Raw genomic sequence first — 21,029 nt, forward strand, 5'->3', positions numbered from 1 at the left:
CACCCCTACAGAATGAACTGCGTCCCGAACAGAATGAGGATCGCCCCGCCGATCAACTGCATCGATTCTCCCAACACGCGTCCCATGATGCTGCCGATCGACAGCCCGATCGCCGCCATCAGGCCGCCGACGACGCCAAACAGCAGCACCGCAAGCCCGAAATGGGCGTTTGACAGGCCGAGGCTGAAACCGACCGACAGCGCATCGACGCTGACGCTCATAGCGAACAGCATCAATCCCCAACCCGCCGTCTTGTTCAGCACGACCGGCGGCTCCTGCTCACCTTTCCATGCGTCCCAGATCATGTGAATCCCCAGTCCGACCAGCAACAGCGCCCCGAGTAGCTGCGCGATATCGCCCATCAGATTGTGCAGATACAGTCCGAGGGCCATGCCGGCCAGCGGCATCAAAACATGGAACAGTCCGATCGTAAAGCTGACGCGGGAAATCTCCCGCCGCGTCAAGCGATACATGCCGATTCCGATCCCCAACGACATCGCGTCGCTGCCGAGCGCAACGGCCGTCGTCAACAGAGTGAACAGTTCGCCTGGTGCTACATGTGCCATGAGGACGCCTCCGCTTCCGAACGTTTCCCTGCCATGTTTATGCAACATGTCCACGAAACAGGACAAAAAAAATAGCCAGCCGGCTTACTGGCTGACCTGATCAGAACGCGACATTCCACAATGGCCCGCAAGCGGTCACCGGATGACGCGGTATCCGGCCGCTTTCCGCAGGCGGTTCATGATGGCGGCGCCGATTCCTGCTTCCGGGAAACTCTCCGCATAAATCCGTTCCACTCCCAGTTCATCAAACCGGCGGAGCACACCATACAAGCCGGCAGCGACCGTTTCCAGCGCTTCCCGCTTCCCGCAGGAGAGCACCGCGTCCGCCCGGTATGCCGCTTGGTGTTCGTCTGTCGTCAACACACCCGTCCTGGTTCCTTCCGCTGTCGACTTATCCACAAGCGTTTGGATCAACTCGACCTGTTTATCCACAGGCCCTTCCACAATCCACATTTCCCCCCGCGGAGCGTAGTGCGTATATTTCATTCCGGGAGAGCGCGGAGCGGTCGCAATTCGCCCGTTGGCGGCGGGGGCAAGCGCCGGGTCCATTTCTTCGCCAGAGTTTCGTTTCAAAGATAGATCTTCCTGCAGAGGGCCGATCACTTGTCGAAGCATTTCCTTTGTCACGCCGCCGGGCCGGAGAATCATCGGCGGATCGACCGTTACATCCAGTACGGTCGATTCGACTCCCACGCCTGTCGTTCCCCCGTCCACCACCGCAGTGATTTTTCCGTCCAAATCTTCCAAGACGTGAACCGCGGCCGTCGGACTGGGCCGACCGGAGCGATTGGCGCTCGGTGCCGCCACCGGCACACCGGCTGTTTGCAAAAGCGACAGCGCAACAGGGTGGTTTGGCATCCGAACAGCGACTGTCGATAACCCTGCCGTCACCCGGTCAGGCACACCGGGCTGCCGCGGAAGCACCAGCGTCAACGGACCGGGCCAGAACGATTCGATCAGCTTTTCCGCCACCGGCGGCAGGTTGTCTGCCAGATCCGCCAGTTGTACCCTGTGGGCAATGTGGACAATCAACGGATTGTCCGCCGGGCGTCCTTTCGCCTGAAAAATTTTATCCACAGCCGCCGCATCCATCGCATGGGCGCCGAGACCATACACCGTTTCTGTCGGAAACGCCACCAATTCGCCCTGCCGAAGCAATTCGGCTGCCCGTTCGATGTCTTGCCGGGTTGTTCCCAGCCGTGCCGTGCCCATCGCAAGTCCCACCTTGTCCGATTCTGATTATGATTACACGCCTATTATACAGATTGCAACGTGGAAATCCAGCCTAGGACTCCGGTTACGGAACGATTGTTCTACTTGTGCACATTATCCACACAAACATGTGGATAACTTGTTGATGCAGGATTTTCCGTATCGGTACTGCCTTCTCCCGATTTTGCTGAAAATGCTTGGAAGACAACAGCTCGGACGGCATCTCCTCGGCAGTCAGTGGCGTGAATCCCATGTGGATAAACAGCGCTGGGGATTCTGTGAGTAATAGGGAGGATCGAACCAGTACCGACGGTTTACACCGTCACCCCAGCTCGAGCAAATTTTTTCGCTACTTCGCGTGCGCGGTCAATCGCTTTCGCTTTGATTTGTTCCGCTTGTTCCGGATGCTGGGCCATTCCTTCGACGATAATCGATTCAATCGACGACACTCCGAGGAAGGTTAATACTGTCCGGATGTACCGGTCGCCGAATTCAAACTCCTTCGCCGGACCGTCTGAATAAATTCCGCCGCGTGCTTGAATGTGCACCGCTTCTTTACCCTTCAGCAACCCGACGGGACCTTGCTCCGTGTATTTGAACGTCTTGCCGGCAATGCAAATCGTGTCGATATAAGCTTTCATTTTCGGCGGTACGCTGAAATTCCACATCGGAGTGACAAACACGTATTTGTCGGCTGCTACAAACTGGTCGGTCAGTTCGTTGATGCGCCCGATTTTGCCTTGTTCTTCCGGGCTCAGCTGATCAAAAGCGGTTCCTTGCTGCAGTTTGCCCCAACCGTTAAAGACATCTGCATCGATATGGGGAATGTCCATTTTGTACAAATCCAGTTCGACAATTTCATCGGCCGGATTCGCTTGCCGGTACACCTCCAGAAACGCCTGGCCGACAGACATACTGTAAGATTCGGCGGCAGCTTTCGGATTTGCCGTGATGTACAACACTTTTGCCATGTTCCGTTCGTTCCTTTCCTCGTGTGATGACTGTTTCTCCAGCTAAGGTGTAGTTTTTACACCAACTAACTTTATGTATGTATATTATCTAATTATACGAACATTAGTCAAGTATCTTTCTATAGGTAATTAAAACCGCCGCTACCTGCCCCACGTCTGTAGTGTTTGCATCGGTTTCGAATCCAATGCCTCCTCATCCGTTTTCCACCGCATTTTCCATCCAAAGCGTGGTGGAACGAGGAACGGTGGCAGAACCGTGTCACCTTGTCTGCGAACGGAGCCTTGTGTGTGGAGATCAACGGGGGTGATGTGGAGAAACCCTTTTGATGAGAAAATAGCACATCCAGCGATTTTCATTGGTCATATTGTGCCCCGCCAGGGGCATGGGGGTTTAAGCAAAAATCGATTTGACAATCTCCCCGATCTTTATGACAAGCGAAGTGAGCAGATCAAGAATCCCGAGCCGAACTTGCACCGCCTGGGCCGCATTGCGGTCACCCGCCGGCACCTGCACGGTAGCCAGCGGCTTCGTATCCATGTCTTTCGCTTGCACCGCATCGCCGTTCGCCAGGTCGACAAAGCAGAGGGGCGGGAACAGCACGCACCACCAATTCTGGCCTTTTCCTGCCCCGATCACGATCCGCAGCGCTTCATATTCGCCGGCCGGATAGACTTTGTTTCCGTAGATTTTGGTCGGAAACGGCACCATCCCATAATCGGTCCGTACGGGATAGGAAGCGCCCGCTTGTTTGACCACGTCTGCCGCGATCGCATTCAATTGCGGCACCTCCGCCTGAATCACCTGACGGGCCTTGTCGTGGCTGGCCACTCCGCGCAGCCGCTTGCCGACTTCATCGATAATCCGGTCTCGAATCCGACGCTTGAGCGCCTGGTCCTCCGGCGAATCGGAGTTGGCGATGATCCGCAGCCGAACAGCATCCGCCGGAATCTCCCCCGTTGCTCTGTCCGCTGCGGCCAGCCTGTTCTCCGCTCCCTGAACAGCCGCTTTTGCGCCAGCGTATGCCTGTATCGGCTGCGCCGCTTCAGCGATTTTCGCTGGCGAAGCAGCCTGCCAGCCGTTCAGCAACCCCCCGGCAAAGATCATACCTGCCATACCTGCCACCAGTCGCACCCGCATCGTTCCGTCCTCCCCTTTTTTGCATCTCCACCAAAGTGACATGAAGCCCTGCAGCCCATTCCGAAACCTTTGTGACGCCCGCAAACGCTTCAGCCTTGCCAGTACCACTCTGCCCTGTAAGTTTTCCTGATAGCCTCAGTATGGTCAGCCAAAAAGGGGTTTATACTTTTCTCGCAATTTGTTGCTAGAAAAAACCCCCGATCCACCTGGATCGGGGGTTGAGCGGGAATCCGCTGGATGCTTATGAAGTTTGCGGGCGGACCGTACGGATCGCCTCGACCGCTTCCGGGTTTTCCAGCGAGGACAGGTCGCCGGCCTCCTTGTCCAGATAAGCGGCGCGCATCGCCCGGCGGAGGATTTTGCCGTTACGGGTTTTCGGCAGCTCTTTCACAAAGTGAATCGTTTTCGGACGTAGCGCTTTGCCCATTTTTTCGCCTACGAGATCGACCAGTTCGGCCTGCAGTGCAGGCGATGGTTGATAGCCCGGTTTCAGCACCACGAAACAGACGGCGGCTTCCCCTTTGATCTCGTCGGGAACGCCAATCGTGCCCGCTTCCAAAACCGCTTCATGACCGACCAGCACAGATTCCATCTCGGCCGGCCCGAGCCGTTTGCCGGCCACATTCAACGTATCGTCGGAGCGGCCGGTAATCGTCCAAAAACCTTCATCGTCGAGAATCACCCAGTCACCGTGCACCCATGTATCGGGCCAGCGGCTCCAATACGTTTTCTCATACCGCTCCGGATCCTGCCAAAACCCGTTGGTCATACCGACCCACGGCTGTTTGATCACCAGTTCGCCGACCGCATTGCGAACCGGTTGTCCGTTCTCGTCATACACATCCACATCCATGCCGGGTAGCGGCGAATTGAACGTGATCGGAGAAATCGGCCTGAGCAGCACATTGCCCAGGATGCCGCCGGAGATTTCCGTGCCGCCGGAATAGTTGATGATCGGAATCTTGCGGTTGCCCGCTTTTTCAAACAGCCACATCCACGGCTCCGGATTCCACGGTTCCCCGGTCGAGCCGATCGCCCGCAGGCAGCCGATGTCATGCTTTCTCACCCAGGACTCGCCGTGCTTCATCAGCGACCGGATCAGTGTCGGCGAAATTCCGAGATGGGTCACCTGGTGGTCGGCCACCAGCTTCCACAGGCGGTCCGGTTCCGGATAATCGGGCGAGCCCTCAAACAGCACGGCGGTCGCGCCGTTCAACAAAGCGCCGAACACCAAAAACGGCCCCATCATCCAGCCCATGTCGGTCACCCAAAACAGGGTTTCACCCTGTTTCAGATCCATTCCAAATCCGGCGTCAAACGCCGCTTTCAGCGGAAATCCCGCATGCGTGTGCACCGCGCCTTTCGGCCGGCCGGTGGTGCCCGACGTGTAGAGCAACATGAGCGGATCGGAACTGTTCATCACTTCACACGGGAGACCGGTACCGGCCGTTTCCGATCCGGCTCGTCCAGCATCTCCCGCCTGCAACCCGGAACGGGTAACGCCAGCCTCCAACTCCTTCCAGTCCACATCCCGACCTTCCGTCCACGGGATTTCGCGGCCGAGTCGGCGGACCACCACGACTTTTTCCACGGAAGGAGCCATCGCCACCGCCCGATCGGCTTCCTCTTTCATGGCCACCGCTTTGCCGCGCCGCAAGAAGCCGTCCGCCGTAATCAGCATCTTCGCTGTCGACGCTTCCATCCGCTTGGCGACCGCATCCGCTCCGTAGCCGGAGAACGCCGGTGAGAACATCGCGCCGATTTTTGCAACCGCCAGCATGGCGACGACCGTCTCAGGAAGCATCGGCATGTAGATCGACACGCGGTCCCCTTTTTCGATCCCCTGCTTGCGCAGCCCCTCCGCCACGCGAGCGACCCAGCCGCTCAGTTCGGCGAACGTGTATCGCTTGACCGCCCCGTCATCGCCTTCCCAGACAAGTGCTGTCCGATGTGCGGTGGCCGGATTGTTCGCCCATTTGTCGACCGCGTTGTGCACCACATTCAACCGGCCGTCGACGTACCAGTCAGGCCACTTGATGCCTTTCGACAGATCAAGCGCTTTATCGTACGGATGGAACCACTCGATGCCGAGCGCTTTTTCCGCCTCTTGCCAGAACCAGCCGACATCGTTCACCGCCGCCTGCAAAAAATCGTCATACTGCTGGAACCCCAATTGCTGCATCCATTGATAGAGGCGAGTCGATTCGATCAGTGATTGTGTGGGAAACCATACCGCTTTGCTGCTCATCTTTTCCTCTCCCTGTTTCAGTTTCAAGCTTGGCGCAGGTGGTCTGCTGCAGCAGTTAGAAAATCAGCAGCGCCGCCCCGAAGATCGTGAATCCAAACAGCAACGCCATCACGCAATAGCCCATAATATCGCGAATCGTCAGCCCGGCCAGCGCCAGGATCGGCAGTGCCCAGAACGGTTGGATCATATTGAAAACGCCTTCACCAAACGCGACGGACATCGAAATCTTGCCGAGATACGCCGGTGACGTTTGACCGAGCGCCAACGCCGCCTGAATCGAGACAGGTCCCTGGACAGCCCAGTGGCCGCCCCCTGACGGAACGAACATCGTGATGATGCAGGACCCGATATAGTTCAAAAACGGCAGAGTATGAACAGTGGCAGCTTTCACCAGCTCGCTGGCCAGCACTGTTTGCAAAGGATCGATCCCTTTGGCCGGTTGATACGCCATCAGCGCCATAATCCCCCCGTACAACGGGTATTGCAGCAGCAACGAACCGGACGCCTTCGCCGATTCACAGAACGCCCGCACGTAGCGAATCGGCGTCCAGTGCAAAAGAAGCCCCAGCAAAGTGAACAACAGGATCATCGTGTTGATCGTAACAGCTCCGTGCAGCGGGCCGAAAAACTCGTAGAACCCGGCAACGACCAGGATCAGGTTTAAAATCCACGCATTTTCCAGAACGCTCGCAAACGTCTTCGGCTGCGCCGGTTGCGCCACCGGTTCAGCGGTGACCGCAGTTTCCGCGTTGAACAAAGCGCTGCGATTGATCGGTTTGATATCGCGCGGTGCGATCCATTTCAGCATGAACGGAAAGAGGACCAGCGTCACAACCACCGGTACGATGTTGTACGCCGTCAGAATGTCATTTTCAATACCGACGGTTTGTTTGGTCAGTTTGTAAATGATGTTCAGCGAGCTCGTCGGATCGGCATTGGCCAGCACGATCGAACTGGAAAAACCGGATGTCCAAGTGATAAAGCCCATATATGCGGCCGCCACCACATACCCGAAATCCATCTGCTCCAGCCGCTTCGCGATCTCTTTCGCCAAAATCGTGCCGATCACAAGCCCCAAACCCCAGTTGAGGAGCGAGCCGATCGCCCCCGCCAAAAAACACATGACAGCCGCCTGCACCTGATTTTGCGGGATCGCCGCCAGCCGCTCCAACCCTTTTTGGATCAGCGGCGCTTGCGCCAAAGTGGTGCCGCACACCAGGATCAGCGTCATCTGCAAAGCGAACGTAAAGATGTTCTGCGATCCCCAAACCCCTTGATACCAAGCGTTGATGACACCGCTCAGGGTGGTTTGCGGCACCAGCCAGAAATCGAGCGCTACGACCAGCAGCGTCAGCAATATCGCAAACAGATACGGGTCAGGCATATACCTCTGTATATAACGTACAAAAAAATTCGTTAATTTTGCAAACATCGGCTCCCCTCCCGACAGTGAATACATTCTGCAGCCTACAAAACTAGTACGACTTCAACGAGCGTATTTCCTTCTTGCCGGTCCGGTTCCAAAACATTTTACGCCACTCCTGCCCCCATTGTTGTACAGCTTGAACGGGGGCTATTGCGCCGTATAGCCCCCGTCGATCACAACGGGCACTCCCGTAATGCCGGCTGCTTTGTCGCTGGCCAGAAACACCGCGTAATCGGCGATTTCCTGTACGGACAGCAGACGCCTTTGCGGCACCAGCGGGTAGATCACTTCCTCCAGCACCCGTTCCAAAGGAACGTTGCGCGTCTTCGCCAAATCTTCCAGCTGGTTGCGGACAAGCGGCGTATCCACATAGCCGGGACACAACGCATTGACAGTGATGCCGTGCGCCGCCCCTTCCAAGGCGGCGACTTTTGTCAATCCGATGACCCCGTGCTTGGCACTGTTGTAGGCCGCTTTTCCGGCAAATCCGATCAGCCCGTTGATCGAGGCAATGTTGATCACGCGGCCAAAACGTTGCCGCTTCATGATCGGAAACGCATGCTTGATTCCGATAAACGGCGCGGTCAGCATCACCTTGACGAGCTGTTCGAATTTTTCGGTTGGAAACTCTTCAATCGGCGCCACATGCTGCAAGCCGGCATTGTTCACCAGAATGTCCAGGCGGCCGAATGATTGCACCGCAGTGTCAATCGCCGCCCGGAACTGCGGCTCACTGGTCACATCGCACACGATGCCGGACGCTGTATACCCGTCCTCCTGCAATTGTTTGGCGGCTGCTTGCGCAGCCTTCTCCCGCAGGTCGGAAATCGCCACTTGTGCCCCCGCTTCCGCAAACGCGCGGGCGATCGCAAGACCGATGCCGCTGGCCGCTCCGGTCACCAGCGCCACCTTGCCGGCTAACAGTTGTTCCATCTGGATCCCTCCGTTGTGCTGCATCCTATCTCGCTAAGTCGCTCAATATTCCGGTCAACCGGTTGATTTGCTGGACCACTGCCGCAAGTTCCTGGGCGCCCGCCGCCTGTTCCTGGGCCGCAGACGCGATCGCTTCCGCCTGTGCCAGCAGGTTTTTCGCGCTTTCCAGCACAGACGCAACATTTTCCCTGACTTCGCTGGCCGAGGTTTGCGACTGGTTGGCCAGCCGCCGGACTTCGTTCGCCACCACCGAAAAACCCCGCCCGTATTGGCCTGCGTGGGCTGCTTCGATCGAAGCGTTGAGCCCCAGCAGATTGGTCTGTCTCGCGAGTTGCGCGATCACTTGATTGACATGCTCGATCGCATGCATTTGCTCATCCAGTGTTTTCGCAAGCGCCACGATTCCCATGTTCGCACCGGCAAGAGATTCCGCATTGCGGGCGAACGTTTCGGCGGTCGCGGACAGCTCCTCCGTCATCGCCGACAATTCTTCCGCCGATGAGGAAATCTTTTCCTGCTGCTCGGTCGATATACAGCAAACGATCCCGCCGCATACCCGCCCCTCCGCAAAAATCGGCACCGCCATCGCGATGTAGGGAACCCCGTACAGCGATTTGTCCATTGTACGCCTGACCGGCTTTCCGCACGCCATCGCATCGGCAAGCACCGAGCCCGATTTTACCTGATCGCCCGGCCGCACACCAAGGTCAAAATCGGGACTCCACTCGACGTACAAGTAGGTTGCAAGATCGGATACGCAGAGCACCGAGCTGGTGTGCAAGTCGAGCAATTGCTTGAAAATGCCCACATGTTCAATCAACGAGCCGAGCCCCGTCACAGCCTCGCCCCCTATTTTTCCCGAAACATTAGAAAAGCGACACGGCAAACGCCAGAATGAACACAGTAAGCGTTTTCAAGACCGTGATGGCAAAAATATCCTTATACGATTGCCGGTGCGTCAGCCCGGTGATCGCCAGCAGCGTAATCACTGCCCCGTTATGCGGCAGTGTGTCCATGCCGCCGGATGCCATCGCCGCGATCCGGTGCAGCAGCTCCGGGCTGATGCCGGCCGCCTGCGCCAGTTGCAAATATTGTTTGCCCATCACTTCCAGCGCGATCGACATACCGCCCGACGCCGATCCCGTTATCCCTGCCAGCACGTTCACCGCCAACGCTTCCGACACCAACGGGTGATTGCTTGCTCCGAGAATCCAGCCTTGAATCGCCTTGAAACCGGGAAGCGTTTTCACCACGTTTCCGAATCCGACCTCGGACGCCGTGTTGAAAATCGCCAGCAGCGCCCCCATCGCGGCGGCCGTCAAGCCGGAAGCCAACTTCGTTTGCACAGGCTTGAAATTGATCAGCAATGCCGACAAAATCCCGATCGTCAGGGCGATGACCAGCGCCCAAGTGGAAGCCACATTTTTCACGTTGGCAATGTTGAAATTCTTCTTCAGCATTTCCGGATCGTACCATGCCGCGACGTTGAGAAACCCTCTGCTCAACAGGTAGTTGGATACCAACACCAATACCAGCGGCAACACGGCCAGCCAGATGTTCGGATACCGCTGCTCCCGGTTGATTTCCGGTTCGTTGATATGGCCTTCGCCGTACCCTTCACCGGCCGCTTCCGCCTGTCTGCGGCGGCGCTCCAGCCAGAACATGCCGCCGAGAAACACCATGATCCCGCCGATGATCCCGACCACCGGAGCGGCGTACGCGTCCGTCCCGAAATATTGCGTCGGGATGATATTTTGAATCTGCGGCGATCCGGGCAGCGCATCCATCGAAAACGTAAACGCGCCAAGCGCGATCGTCCCCGGAATCAGCCGTTTCGGGACATTCGCTTCCCGGAAAATGGCCGCCGCAAACGGATACACAGCGAATGCCACAACGAACAGGGAGACGCCGCCGTAGGTGAGAATCGCACAGGCGAGCACGACCGCCAAAATCGCCCGTTTTGAACCGAGCGCCCGTACGATCGACTGGGCGATGGAAGCGGCGGCGCCTGTCATCTCCATCACTTTTCCAAAGACAGCTCCGAGCAGAAATACGGGAAAAAACGATTTGACATAGTTCGCCGCGTTCGTCATGAACGTTTCCGTATAGCTCGGCAGCAGCGGCAGGCCGGACAAAATCACGGCCAACAAAGTAAAAATCGGCGCGAACAGGATCACCGGAAATCCCCGGTACGCCACAAACATCAGCAATCCCAGCGAAACGAGGATCGCCAAAATCTCAATCGCCATTTGCCCCCATCCTTTCTGTTTGATTTTTTGTTTGCCTGTGTTCAGAAAATATGCAAGATTGATGCCAACCGTCCGCTGCGGCCTTTACGCCGTTTGCTGTCGAAAACTGTCCAAAATTCTGGAATGACGAACAGGAACCGATTGTCACAAATCTGTCAAAATCGGCAGGAAACAAAAAAGTCCAGAAATTTGGACACTCTTCCAAGTTTCTGGACACATCGTTACCGACTCAATTCGTTTCGTCTGACAGAAAGCCGTATTTATCCAGTTTTTGATACAAACCCGATTTGCTGATGCCGAGCAGTTTCGCTGCCTGCAATTTGTTGCCGCCGGCGGCCGCCAGCGCCCGTTCGATCGCTTCCCGCTCGGCCCGTTCCACACTTTCTTTTAACGTCGGGATGCCGGTTGCCGCCAAACGGCTGTCGGCAATCGGGATCAGCAAATGTTTGGCTTTCAGGCAGTCACCGTCCATCACATGCAGAGCCCGCTCCAGCACGTTGCGCAATTCCCGCACATTGCCCGGCCAGGAATAGCCGCGCAGCGCGTCCCACACGTCCTCCTCAATCTCTTTGACCACGATGCCGGTCGATTCCATCAACTGTTCCAGCAAATCGGCCACCAGCACCGGCAGATCTTCCAGTCGCTCCCTGAGCGGCGGAATCGTCAGGCTGACCACGTTCAGCCGATAGTACAGATCCTCCCGGAATTTCCCCTCCCGCATCCGTTTTTGCAAATCCCGGTTGGTTGACGCGATCACCCGCACATCGACCGAGACCGGACGCGTGCCGCCGACCCGCTCCACCTCTTTTTCCTGCAGCACCCGCAGCAGTTTCGCCTGCAGCGGCAGCGGCATATCGCCGATCTCATCCAGCAAAATCGTGCCGTGATCCGCCAGCTCGAATTTTCCTTTTTTCCCCCTGCGCAGCGCCCCCGTAAAAGCTCCCTCTTCGTATCCGAACAGTTCCGATTCGAGCAGCGTATCGGGAATCGCCGCGCAGTTCACGCGGATAAACGGTCCCATTTCCCGGCGGCTGGCCGCATGGATCGCATGTGCAAACAGTTCTTTGCCAGTGCCGCTTTCGCCGGTGATCAGCACGGTGGTGTCGCTTTTCGCCACTTTTTCCGCCAGCTTTTTGACCTCCTGCATCTTCGGGCTGACACCGGCGATCTGCTCGAACCGGTAGGCGGCCCCCAACTTCCGGCGAAGCTCCCGTTTATAATAGGCCAGTTCCTGCTTCAACTGGTCAACCGTTGCGGCCAGCGCCCGCAGTTCCCGCACATCGCGGAACATCACCGTCCCCAGCACGGCCACCAGTTTCCCATTTTCAAAAATCGGAATCCGGCTGGCGATCATGTCTTGCCCCTGAATCCGCTGAATCTGCGCCACTTCCGGCTTCCCCGTGCGGGCAACGATGTGCATCCGGGTGTTTTCGATCACTTCCGTCACGTGGCGGCCGATCACATCCTGCACGCCGAGAAACTCGCGGTAGGTTCGGTTCATCAGCAAGATATACCCGTCCGGATCGGTCACCACAATCGCTTCGTGCGCATTCTCCAGGACAGCTTCCAGCAGTTTTGGATCTGTTTGCAGTTTCCGATCGATCATGTGCTCCTCCCCCACAGATGCAGCGCCCCTTCAACCCCGGCTGCCTGATGCAATTTTACCACCAACCTACCCGAAAATTTTCCCCGGATTCAATATGCCATGCGGATCGAGTACCTGCTTGACGGCTGCCATCACGTCCAACGCATCTCCATGTTCCCGCCGCTGGTATTTGACTTTACCGACGCCTACACCGTGCTCGCCCGTGCATGTTCCGCCACGGCTGAGCGCGTACTCGACGATGCTTTCGTTGATCGCTTCCGCCCGCTTCAGATCCTCCGGGTCATTCGGATCGATCATCAGAAGCACGTGATAATTCCCATCTCCGATGTGGCCCAACACACCCCCGGCGATACCCGACTCGTCCAAAATCCGGCGGGCATGCTCGACAGCCCCGGTCAGTTCGGTCAAGGGCACGCACACGTCAGTAACCATCATTTTCTTTCCAGGAAACCCGTGGATAAACGCGTACGCCAAGGTGTGACGCGCTTCCCACAATTGCGCTCTGGCTTTGGAATCCGTTTCAAACTCGAACCCGCTGCACCCTTCATCAATTGCCAGCTCTCTCGCCGCTTCGACATCCTTTTGCAGCCCTGCCTCGTTCCCATGGAACTCCAGAAACAGGGTGGGCGCTTCCGCGTAGTCGGTTTTGCTGTGGCGGTTAACTTGCCTGATGGAGCGGGCGTCCACCAATTCGATTCGCGCCACCGGGATACCGGCCGAGATGATCGAAACGGCCGCATCAACCGCATTTTTCACCGTCGGAAAAGCGGCCCGCGCCGCCATGATCGCTTCCGGAATCCCGTAGACCCGCAGCGTTAGCTCGGTGAACACCCCCAACGTTCCTTCCGATCCAACAAACAAACCGGTCAAATGATAGCCGGAAGACGATTTGGCCGAGAGCCCCCCGGTACGGATGATTCTCCCGTCCGCCAGCACCACTTCAAGATCTCTCACCTGATCCCGCATCACTCCATAGCGAACCGCCGTCGTACCGCTGGCGTTGGTGGCCGCCATGCCTCCAAGCGTCGCATCGGCTCCCGGGTCGACCGAGAAGAACAGGCCGTATTTTTTCAACTCCTTATTCAGTTGTGTGCGGGTGACGCCGGGCTGCACGCGAACCAGCAAATCGTGCGGCCGAACCTCGACAATCCGGTTCATCAACTGAAAATCGAGCGAAATCCCTCCCCGATAGGGAATCACATGTCCCTCCAGGCTGGTGCCCAGCCCGAACGGTACAACCGGGATTCGGTGCTCGTTGGCGAACCGCAGCACATCACTTACAGCTTCTTTTGTTTTGGGAAATACGACTACATCCGGCAGATGCGGCGTATGATACGACTCATCGCAGCTATGCTGTTGCAACACCGCGGGATTCACCGTCACCTGGTCGGCGGGCAGGATGTTTCGCAACTCGTATAGCAGATTCAATTTTTCTCCCCCCTGGTCGTCATAGAAAAGGGTGGTCGTCCGGAACCATTCCAGACGGCCACCTGATTTTTGTTTCTTCCCTTTCTTCTATCGGCAGCCTTGAAAAAATACTGTTGTCTTGCGCCCGTCATGTACCATGCGGGTTCCTCACATACTTGCTTCAGCAGACTCGTCAGACAGCTTGCGTGCATGCTCCTTGCGGATCGCCAAAACCAAAATGCTCGTCACCAACAAGGAGGCGCTGAGGAAAAACAGTCCGGCGGTGACCGAACCGGTGGCGTTTTTCAGCATCCCCAACATATACGGTCCGACAAATCCGCCTAGGTTGCCAATCGAGTTGATCACCGCAATGCCGACGGCCGCCGCCGATTCGCTGAAAAACAGTGCCGGGAGCGACCAGAACGGCCCGAAAAAGCTGTAAATGCCAGCCGTAGCGATCGCCATCATGAGGATCGAAACATACGGATTGGACGTCATGCCGGCGCCAATCAATCCCAACGCGCCCACCACCGGCGGAATGGCCGCATGAATGCGCCGCTCTCCCGTGCGGTCCGAACGGCGGGCCCACAGGATCATCGCAATCCCGCCCACAATATACGGAATCATCGTGATCAGACCCACTTGCGTGTTGGTTAACAACTTGGAGAATGCCTTGATGATGGTCGGCATCCAGAAGCCGATCCCATACAGCCCCAACACCAGTGTGAAGTAAATCAGCGACAGGTGCCACACTCTGCCATTTTTCATTACCTCGAGGGTGGTGTACCGTTTCACTTTCAGCTTCGCCGCCTGTTCCCTTTGCAGCTCAGCTTTCAGCCAATTTTTCTCTTCCTGTGTCAGCCAGTCGGCGTCATCCGGTCGGTCCGTCAGATAATAATAGGTAATGACCCCCATCAGGACGGCAGGCAATCCTTCCAAAACAAACATCCAGCGCCAGCCCGGCATGCCGAACCAATCGATGTGGTCCATAATCCAGGTGGAAACGGGTGCGCCAACGATGTTGGAAACGGCGAGCGCGGTCATAAACAGGGCAAACGCCCGCGCCTGTTCTTTCGCCCGGAACCAGTATGTGATGTACAGGATGATGCCAGGGAAAAATCCGGCCTCCGCAACGCCGAGCAAAAACCGCAAAATGTACAGATGGGTGGCGTTTTGCGCCCATGCCGTGACAATCACGACGATTCCCCAACTGATCAGAATCCGCGCGATCCACACCCGCGCCCCGATCCGATGCAGCAAAAGATTGCTCGGCACTTCAAAGATAAAATACCCGAAAAAGAAGATTCCGGAGACCAAACCGAACGTTTCGGCAGACAAACCGAGCGCCTTGTTCATGTCCAAAGCGGCGTACCCCAAATTGACCCTGTCCAAAAACGCCACGATGTACAGCAGAAAAATGTACGGGATGATCCGGTAGGTGACTTTCCTGATGGTTCTCTCTCCCAACGATGTAGCAACCGCATCCATGTTTCGCTCCCCTTTTTTGTTTTGATTGCTTGCTGCTCGTCCAAATCCATGTATAGTTCAATTATTCTGTAAATTTACTATATTCTCCACCGTTGGTCAACATGCAAAAATTTTTCCATGTAAAAGCGCAATGCCTGCATCCATCAACGACAGGTCATGGGAAGCAGGCAGGACCACTCTCATTTTTCCACGCCAGCACCACGCGTTCAATCCCTTGCAAGTCTTTTACAACATCCGTCTTGGCCCCCGGCCAATGACGTTCGATCATCTCTGCCACGCGCCGCGCCTGCTGAATCCCCACCTCGAATCCGACCAGGGCGGGCCCCTGCTCGCGCATCAAACTCGGCAACGCTTGCGTGATTCGGCGGTACGGTTCCAGTCCGTCTTCGCCGCCGTCCAGCGCCAGGCGCGGTTCATGCTCCCGCACTTCCACCGCCAACCCGGCAATCTCTCGCGACGGAATATAGGGCGGATTGGATACCAGAACATCGAGCCGGACTCCTGTTTCCAACAAAGGTTCGACCAGATCCCCCTGCAAAAATCGGACTTGCGCTCCCAGCCGCTGCGCATTTTCCCGGGCCATCCGAATCGCGTCAGGTGAAATGTCTGCTGCCAAAACGTCCGCTTCCGGCCATTCCAGCGCAAGCGTCACCGCAATCGCGCCGGAGCCGGTTCCGATATCGGCCACCACCGGGCGAGCCTCTGCAGCCGGATCCTGCGCATACTGCTGCCCCGGGTCGCCGTCCACCACCGGACGCTGCTCCTTCCACCACAGGCGCCGCTTCAATATCTCCTCCACCAGGATCTCCGTCTCCGGCCGCGGAATCAATACGGCGGGGGTTACACGGAAATCCCGACCGTAAAATTCCTGCACCCCGACGATATACTGCAGCGGCTCCCCGCTCAGGCGCCGCTCCACCCACGCTTGAAACAACTCCCATTTGTCCGGCGGAAACGGTTCCCTCTCTTCCGCCAGCAGCTTCGCTTTCGACCATCCGAACAGATGCTGCAACAACACTTCCGCATTCAGCCGCGGGTTTGCAATCCCCCGCTCCGTAAACAGAAGGGAAGCCTGCTGCAGGGCTTCCCGAATCGTTTTGCACACTTCATTATTCATTGGCCGCTTTCAACTGCTCGGTGCGATCGGCCGCAATCAGCGCGTTGATGATCTCGTCCAGGTCGCCCTGCAGCACAGCGTCCAGTTTGTGCAGCGTCAGTCCGATGCGATGGTCGGTCACGCGGCTTTGCGGGAAGTTGTAGGTGCGGATCCGCTCCGAACGGTCACCGGTTCCCACCTGGCTTTTCCGCGCATCAGCCAGCTCTTTTTGCTGTTCCTGCTGTTTCAATTCGTACAGGCGGGCGCGCAGGACTTTCATCGCTTTTTCCTTGTTCTTGAGCTGCGATTTTTCGTCCTGGCAAGACACCACAAGCCCGGTCGGCAGGTGGGTGATGCGGATCGCCGACTGGGTGGTGTTGACCGACTGTCCGCCGGGACCTGTCGAACAGAACGTGTCGATTCGCAGGTCTTTCTCATTGATTTCCACTTCCACTTCTTCCGCTTCCGGCAGCACGGCAACCGTCGCCGTCGACGTGTGAATGCGTCCGCCCGATTCGGTGGCCGGCACGCGCTGCACGCGGTGGGCGCCCGACTCGAATTTTAATTTTGAATAAGCGCCCTTGCCGTTCACCATAAAAATAACTTCCTTAAACCCGCCCAGTTCGGTCAACGACGCTTCGATGATTTCCGTCTTCCATCCTTGCCGTTCGGCATAACGGGTATACATCCGGTACAGGTCGCCGGCAAACAGGGCCGCCTCGTCGCCGCCAGCCGCACCACGGATCTCGACGATCACGTTTTTGTCATCGTTCGGATCCTTCGGCAGCAGCAAAATGGTCAGCTGCTCTTTCAGCGCCGCCTCTTTTTCGCTGAGTTCGGCGATTTCCAGCTTGACCAGTTCACGCATTTCGTCGTCCAGTTTGTCGGCCAGCATCGCCTTCGCATCGGCCAACCCTTGCACTGTCCGCTTGTATTCGCGGAACACCTGCACCGTTTCTTCCAGATCCGCCTGTTCCTTCGAATATTGGCGAAGCTTCACCGGATCGGCGATCACGTCCGGATCGCACAGCAGTTCGGTCAGCTTGTTGTATCGGTCTTCCAACGCTTGCAAACGTTCGATCATCGTTCTCACTTCCTGCATAGTAATTTAATTATAGTACAAAAGCGGCCGCCAGTCAAAAAACAGACCGCTTCCAGCCCGTTCCAATCCGTATCTGCACAAAAAAAGCTGCCGACAGAAGCCTGTCAACAGCCACCTGGTTCCGCCTGCGATCAGCGGGCAGGTACTTCCGGGATGTCCCGCTTCAACTGCTCGATTTCCTGATCCAGGCTGGAAAGAGGTTGTCCACTGCGAACTTTTTGCGCGGTGTCATACACCCGGCGGGCTAACGCACTGTCCGTGGTGATGCGCACGGAACGGAAGACAGGCGCTTGCACCATTAGCAGCTGGCGCACTTCTTGGGCAATCGCCCCGGCTCGTTCGCGCGGCACCGTTCGATGCAACCGAAGACCGACGATCGCCGTTTGTCCGTTCACCACCACGCTGGCGGTGTCGACCCCTTGAATGGATTGGGCGAGATCAGCGATCCGGTCGGCCGTTACACCGCCAGCATAGGTGCCTTGCGTATAATCGCGGAATCCTCCGCCGATCGGCGGCGCCATGTTGCGCAAGTTGACCGGCGGGTTGTTGATGTTGTTGTGGCCGGCCAACCAGGCGCGGTCACCGTCTCCGTCAAGATCGATGCCCCGATTGTCATAAATCGGTTCCGTTTTCTCCGCTTGCATGCGGTGGTTGATACCGGGACTGCCGCCGCCGCAACCTGCCAGCAACCCAAGCGTGACGGTGCCAAGAACCGTCCATGCGATCCACTTGTCGGTTCGCACAATACCACCTCCTTCGGGTACACTTAGCTTTCCCCGAAGCGAGACGTCGCCAACAAGCCAATTAAAGTCAATTTTACCCCTTACGCTTCTATGGCCATTTCACGCGGCACCTCGTGACAGTGGCGGCAGCGCGCTTCATAGCTTTCGGCGGCGCCGATCTGAATCACCGGATCGCTGTATAGCGCCGGCCGGCCGTCGATCAACCGCTGCGTACGGCTGGCCGGATTTCCGCAGCACACGCAAATCGCCTGCAGCTTCTCCACATATTCGGCCAATGCCATCAAGGCGGGCATCGGTCCGAACGGCTCACCGCGAAAATCGAGGTCGAGCCCGGCGCAAATCACCCGTTTTCCCCGGTCGGCCAGGCCGGTGACGACCTCGAGGATGCCGAAATCAAAAAACTGCACCTCGTCGATCGAAATCACTTCTGTGTCCGGTTCAACCAGACCCGACAGTTGTGCAGAATCCTTCACTGCCACGGCATCCTCTTTTTCGCCCGTATGCGACACCACGGCCGACAAATGGTAACGATTATCAATTGCCGGTTTGAACACCTGCACTTTTTGTTTGGCAATCCGCGCCCGCTTGGTCCGGCGGATCAGTTCCTCGCTTTTGCCAGAAAACATGCTCCCGCAAATGACTTCGACCCAGCCTAGTCGTTTGATGGTATGCAAAAAAATCGCTCCCGTCGCTGTAATTGTTCCCTGTTCCATTCGACAGAATACGGGAAAATCCTTTGCCAAAATAAAAGACCACCCGATCGGGTGGCCATCCGTTTTTTTAACGGCTGTATTTTTTCTTGAATTTCTCAACACGACCGCCGGTGTCCACAAACTTCTGCTTCCCGGTGAAGAACGGGTGGCAGGCGGAGCAGATCTCCACGCGCAGATTTTCTTTCACGGAACCGGTCTCGAACGTGTTGCCGCAAGCGCACGTTACAGTCGTGATTTTGTAGGCAGGATGAATTCCCTGTTTCATGATGTTCACCTCTTTCCGGCTATAGATGTGGCCATAGCCCCGAATAGCAGACAGACGAAATTATATCACTTCACCCGGCTTATTGCAATGAGATCATTTCCCTTACTGCACCTGAAAAGCGGCCCGTTCAAACCGGTCCTTCCCTTTCGGCGATTCCAGTAGATCCAAAAAATCTTTCGCCGTATTCGGATGTTGACTCGCCTTTAAGACGGCCATCGGGTAACGGATCGGTTCATGCAATTTGTCATCGATTTCCAACGCGATATGCGCCTTGTCATCCGATACAGCATCGGAACGGTAGACAATGCCTGCCTGCACCTTTTCCGCCGTGACCTGGCTTAACACATCGCGAACCGTTTTCCCGTAGGCAAGTTTCGGTTGCAGTTCCTGCCAAACGCCCGATTTTTCAAGCGCCTGTTTGGCGTACCGGCCGGCCGGCGAAGCAGTCGGGTCAGCGATGGCAATCTGTTTGTATTCACGATCTTTCAACTGCTCCAAACTCTTGATCGTCCGTCTGCCTTCCGGCACCACGACGACCAGGCGGTTCGCCAGAAACTTTTTGATCGTGTCTTCCGCCACCAGGTGTTTTTGCACCAATTGCTGCATTTCCTGTTCACCGGCCGAAAGAAACAGATCGAACGCCGCTCCCTGCTCAATCTGGCGGGCCAAAGCTCCGCTCGGGCCGGCGGTCAATTGAATCTTCACATCCCGATGCTCCGCCTGGTAGGACCAAACCAGCTGTTTCACCACCGGTTCCAGCGACGACGCAACCGCAACCTGCAACACGGTTTGCGGCTGCACCTCCCGCGACTGGACGCTGCATCCGACCAGCAACAGCAGCAAAAGGCTGAGAAGAGCAGCTACCCGTTGTTTCATCGTTTGATTCTCCTTGCCGGGGCAGTGTCATCAAGCAGCCCACCCCATTTTCTCCCGTTGTCTCCCCTCCTACTATACCACAATCCGGGTGCGTGCAGCATGTTCTGCCGCAAGCAGACCGCCCTCTACACCACCTGGCACTATTTCAACACCTCGTATTCCGAATGGCCTGCTGCGTGGATGACCGAACAGCGGTTGATAATATTCTGACTAGTCAGTATAATAAATGCATAAACAAAAAAGTTGCGTTTTATGCACAACGGAAGAAAGTCAAGTGACCTACACAAATGGGAGGAGAAGACCTTTAAAACGCTACCTGAAAGAATTTTGGAGCTTCCCGGATATCCTCATCACGAGCGGTTTGTTTCTCATCAGCCTCACGCTGACTGCCCCCCACCTGTCAGAGTCCGCAACCTGGATCGCACTGGTTGCCGGAATGGTCGGGTATGCGGCGAGCGAATACACGATCCACCGCTTTCTGTTCCATATGAAGCCGCCAAAAAATCCGTCTTTGCTGCGGCTCCTCAAACGCTTGCACTACGACCATCACGTGCATCCGGACGAGCTGCATCTGTTGTTCCTGCCCGTCTGGTACAGCCTGCCCAATATCGCCGGCATCGCTCTGATCGTGTATGCCATCACCGCCAGGCTGACGCTGACAGCCGCTTTTGTAACCGGTGTGATCGGATATTTACTATTTTACGAATGGACGCATTACATTGCCCACCGGCCCGTGCAACCCCTAACTCCCTGGGGACGCTGGATGAAGAAAGTCCATCTCTGGCATCATTACAAAAACGAACATTACTGGTACGGCGTCACCAATCCGGCATTCGATCTGCTGCTGGGAACGTTTAAAGACGAAAAAACGGTGCCGAAAAGCAAAACCGCCCGCAACCTGGAACAACGAGGTAAAACGGAGCTCCACCTGTGATCGAACAGCGCACAGAAACAGGAGATCCACTTTGATCTCACAGTCAACCGGAAGCA

Annotated in this window: 19 protein-coding genes; 1 reads left to right on the plus strand and 18 read right to left on the minus strand. The window is 56.6% G+C overall.

Annotated elements, in window-relative coordinates; all coding sequences use genetic code 11:
• Positions 1–5 precede the first annotated feature (5 nt).
• From C230_RS0115605 to modA, 18 genes are all read right to left on the minus strand, one after another.
• Complete coding sequence (locus tag C230_RS0115605; RefSeq protein WP_018132988.1) at positions 6–566, minus strand: manganese efflux pump MntP; 561 nt, start codon at positions 564–566, stop codon at positions 6–8.
• A gap of 135 nt (positions 567–701) precedes the next feature.
• The gene (locus C230_RS0115610; protein ID WP_018132989.1) at positions 702–1,778 is read right to left on the minus strand and encodes an L-threonylcarbamoyladenylate synthase; all 1,077 of its coding nucleotides are present in this window, start codon (positions 1,776–1,778) and stop codon (positions 702–704) included.
• A gap of 314 nt (positions 1,779–2,092) precedes the next feature.
• Positions 2,093–2,749, minus strand: coding sequence for an FMN-dependent NADH-azoreductase (locus tag C230_RS0115615; RefSeq protein WP_018132990.1), 657 nt, complete (start codon positions 2,747–2,749; stop codon positions 2,093–2,095).
• 391 nt (positions 2,750–3,140) lie between these two features.
• Entirely contained in the window at positions 3,141–3,887 is a 747-nt protein-coding gene (gene spoIIR, locus C230_RS20735) for a stage II sporulation protein R (protein WP_018132991.1), read from the minus strand.
• Positions 3,888–4,128: 241 nt separating this feature from the next.
• Positions 4,129–6,135: an AMP-binding protein gene (locus tag C230_RS0115625; RefSeq protein WP_018132992.1), complete on the minus strand. Its 2,007-nt coding sequence runs from the start codon at positions 6,133–6,135 to the stop codon at positions 4,129–4,131.
• Between the two features lie 55 nt (positions 6,136–6,190).
• Positions 6,191–7,567: a TIGR00366 family protein gene (locus C230_RS0115630; protein ID WP_018132993.1), complete on the minus strand. Its 1,377-nt coding sequence runs from the start codon at positions 7,565–7,567 to the stop codon at positions 6,191–6,193.
• A 141-nt stretch (positions 7,568–7,708) separates the two neighbouring features.
• The gene (locus tag C230_RS0115635) at positions 7,709–8,494 is read right to left on the minus strand and encodes a 3-hydroxybutyrate dehydrogenase (RefSeq protein ID WP_018132994.1); all 786 of its coding nucleotides are present in this window, start codon (positions 8,492–8,494) and stop codon (positions 7,709–7,711) included.
• 25 nt (positions 8,495–8,519) lie between these two features.
• Complete coding sequence (locus tag C230_RS23660; protein ID WP_018132995.1) at positions 8,520–9,332, minus strand: methyl-accepting chemotaxis protein; 813 nt, start codon at positions 9,330–9,332, stop codon at positions 8,520–8,522.
• A 28-nt stretch (positions 9,333–9,360) separates the two neighbouring features.
• Positions 9,361–10,743, minus strand: coding sequence for a GntP family permease (locus tag C230_RS0115645; protein WP_018132996.1), 1,383 nt, complete (start codon positions 10,741–10,743; stop codon positions 9,361–9,363).
• A gap of 229 nt (positions 10,744–10,972) precedes the next feature.
• A complete protein-coding gene (locus C230_RS0115650; protein ID WP_018132997.1) occupies positions 10,973–12,349 on the minus strand; it encodes a sigma-54 interaction domain-containing protein in 1,377 nt (458 codons plus the stop codon).
• Between the two features lie 66 nt (positions 12,350–12,415).
• Entirely contained in the window at positions 12,416–13,777 is a 1,362-nt protein-coding gene (locus tag C230_RS0115655) for an FAD-binding oxidoreductase (protein ID WP_018132998.1), read from the minus strand.
• A 147-nt stretch (positions 13,778–13,924) separates the two neighbouring features.
• Complete coding sequence (locus C230_RS0115660; RefSeq protein WP_018132999.1) at positions 13,925–15,244, minus strand: MFS transporter; 1,320 nt, start codon at positions 15,242–15,244, stop codon at positions 13,925–13,927.
• 154 nt (positions 15,245–15,398) lie between these two features.
• The gene (gene prmC, locus C230_RS0115665) at positions 15,399–16,361 is read right to left on the minus strand and encodes a peptide chain release factor N(5)-glutamine methyltransferase (RefSeq protein ID WP_018133000.1); all 963 of its coding nucleotides are present in this window, start codon (positions 16,359–16,361) and stop codon (positions 15,399–15,401) included.
• Positions 16,354–17,424: a peptide chain release factor 1 gene (prfA, locus tag C230_RS0115670; RefSeq protein WP_018133001.1), complete on the minus strand. Its 1,071-nt coding sequence runs from the start codon at positions 17,422–17,424 to the stop codon at positions 16,354–16,356. The genes prmC and prfA overlap by 8 nt, the downstream gene beginning before the upstream one ends.
• Positions 17,425–17,573: 149 nt before the next feature.
• Positions 17,574–18,185, minus strand: coding sequence for a YhcN/YlaJ family sporulation lipoprotein (locus C230_RS0115675; protein ID WP_018133002.1), 612 nt, complete (start codon positions 18,183–18,185; stop codon positions 17,574–17,576).
• Positions 18,186–18,265: 80 nt separating this feature from the next.
• Positions 18,266–18,859 (minus strand): thymidine kinase, encoded by a 594-nt coding sequence (locus C230_RS0115680; protein WP_026174364.1) that lies wholly within the window; start codon positions 18,857–18,859, stop codon positions 18,266–18,268.
• 106 nt (positions 18,860–18,965) lie between these two features.
• Complete coding sequence (gene rpmE, locus C230_RS0115685) at positions 18,966–19,163, minus strand: 50S ribosomal protein L31 (RefSeq protein WP_018133004.1); 198 nt, start codon at positions 19,161–19,163, stop codon at positions 18,966–18,968.
• A 102-nt stretch (positions 19,164–19,265) separates the two neighbouring features.
• The gene (modA, locus tag C230_RS0115690) at positions 19,266–20,039 is read right to left on the minus strand and encodes a molybdate ABC transporter substrate-binding protein (RefSeq protein WP_018133005.1); all 774 of its coding nucleotides are present in this window, start codon (positions 20,037–20,039) and stop codon (positions 19,266–19,268) included.
• Positions 20,040–20,313: 274 nt separating this feature from the next.
• Between modA and C230_RS0115695 the strand changes: the two genes are divergently transcribed.
• A complete protein-coding gene (locus C230_RS0115695) occupies positions 20,314–20,973 on the plus strand; it encodes a sterol desaturase family protein (protein ID WP_018133006.1) in 660 nt (219 codons plus the stop codon).
• Positions 20,974–21,029: the final 56 nt, after the last annotated feature.

This window comes from Effusibacillus pohliae DSM 22757, from assembly GCF_000376225.1.
Lineage (GTDB): Bacteria > Bacillota > Bacilli > Tumebacillales > Effusibacillaceae > Effusibacillus > Effusibacillus pohliae.

Bases quoted from the DNA above. Each gene is read 5' to 3' on its own strand.
- C230_RS0115605 (WP_018132988.1), bottom strand. From the start codon at position 566: ATGGCACATGTAGCACCAGGCGAACTGTTCACTCTGTTGACGACGGCC.
- C230_RS0115610 (WP_018132989.1), bottom strand. From the start codon at position 1,778: ATGGGCACGGCACGGCTGGGAACAACCCGGCAAGACATCGAACGGGCA.
- C230_RS0115615 (WP_018132990.1), bottom strand. From the start codon at position 2,749: ATGGCAAAAGTGTTGTACATCACGGCAAATCCGAAAGCTGCCGCCGAA.
- spoIIR (WP_018132991.1), bottom strand. From the start codon at position 3,887: ATGCGGGTGCGACTGGTGGCAGGTATGGCAGGTATGATCTTTGCCGGG.
- C230_RS0115625 (WP_018132992.1), bottom strand. From the start codon at position 6,135: ATGAGCAGCAAAGCGGTATGGTTTCCCACACAATCACTGATCGAATCG.
- C230_RS0115630 (WP_018132993.1), bottom strand. From the start codon at position 7,567: ATGTTTGCAAAATTAACGAATTTTTTTGTACGTTATATACAGAGGTAT.
- C230_RS0115635 (WP_018132994.1), bottom strand. From the start codon at position 8,494: ATGGAACAACTGTTAGCCGGCAAGGTGGCGCTGGTGACCGGAGCGGCC.
- C230_RS0115645 (WP_018132996.1), bottom strand. From the start codon at position 10,743: ATGGCGATTGAGATTTTGGCGATCCTCGTTTCGCTGGGATTGCTGATG.
- C230_RS0115650 (WP_018132997.1), bottom strand. From the start codon at position 12,349: ATGATCGATCGGAAACTGCAAACAGATCCAAAACTGCTGGAAGCTGTC.
- C230_RS0115660 (WP_018132999.1), bottom strand. From the start codon at position 15,244: ATGGATGCGGTTGCTACATCGTTGGGAGAGAGAACCATCAGGAAAGTC.
- prmC (WP_018133000.1), bottom strand. From the start codon at position 16,361: ATGAATAATGAAGTGTGCAAAACGATTCGGGAAGCCCTGCAGCAGGCT.
- prfA (WP_018133001.1), bottom strand. From the start codon at position 17,424: ATGATCGAACGTTTGCAAGCGTTGGAAGACCGATACAACAAGCTGACC.
- rpmE (WP_018133004.1), bottom strand. From the start codon at position 19,163: ATGAAACAGGGAATTCATCCTGCCTACAAAATCACGACTGTAACGTGC.
- modA (WP_018133005.1), bottom strand. From the start codon at position 20,039: ATGAAACAACGGGTAGCTGCTCTTCTCAGCCTTTTGCTGCTGTTGCTG.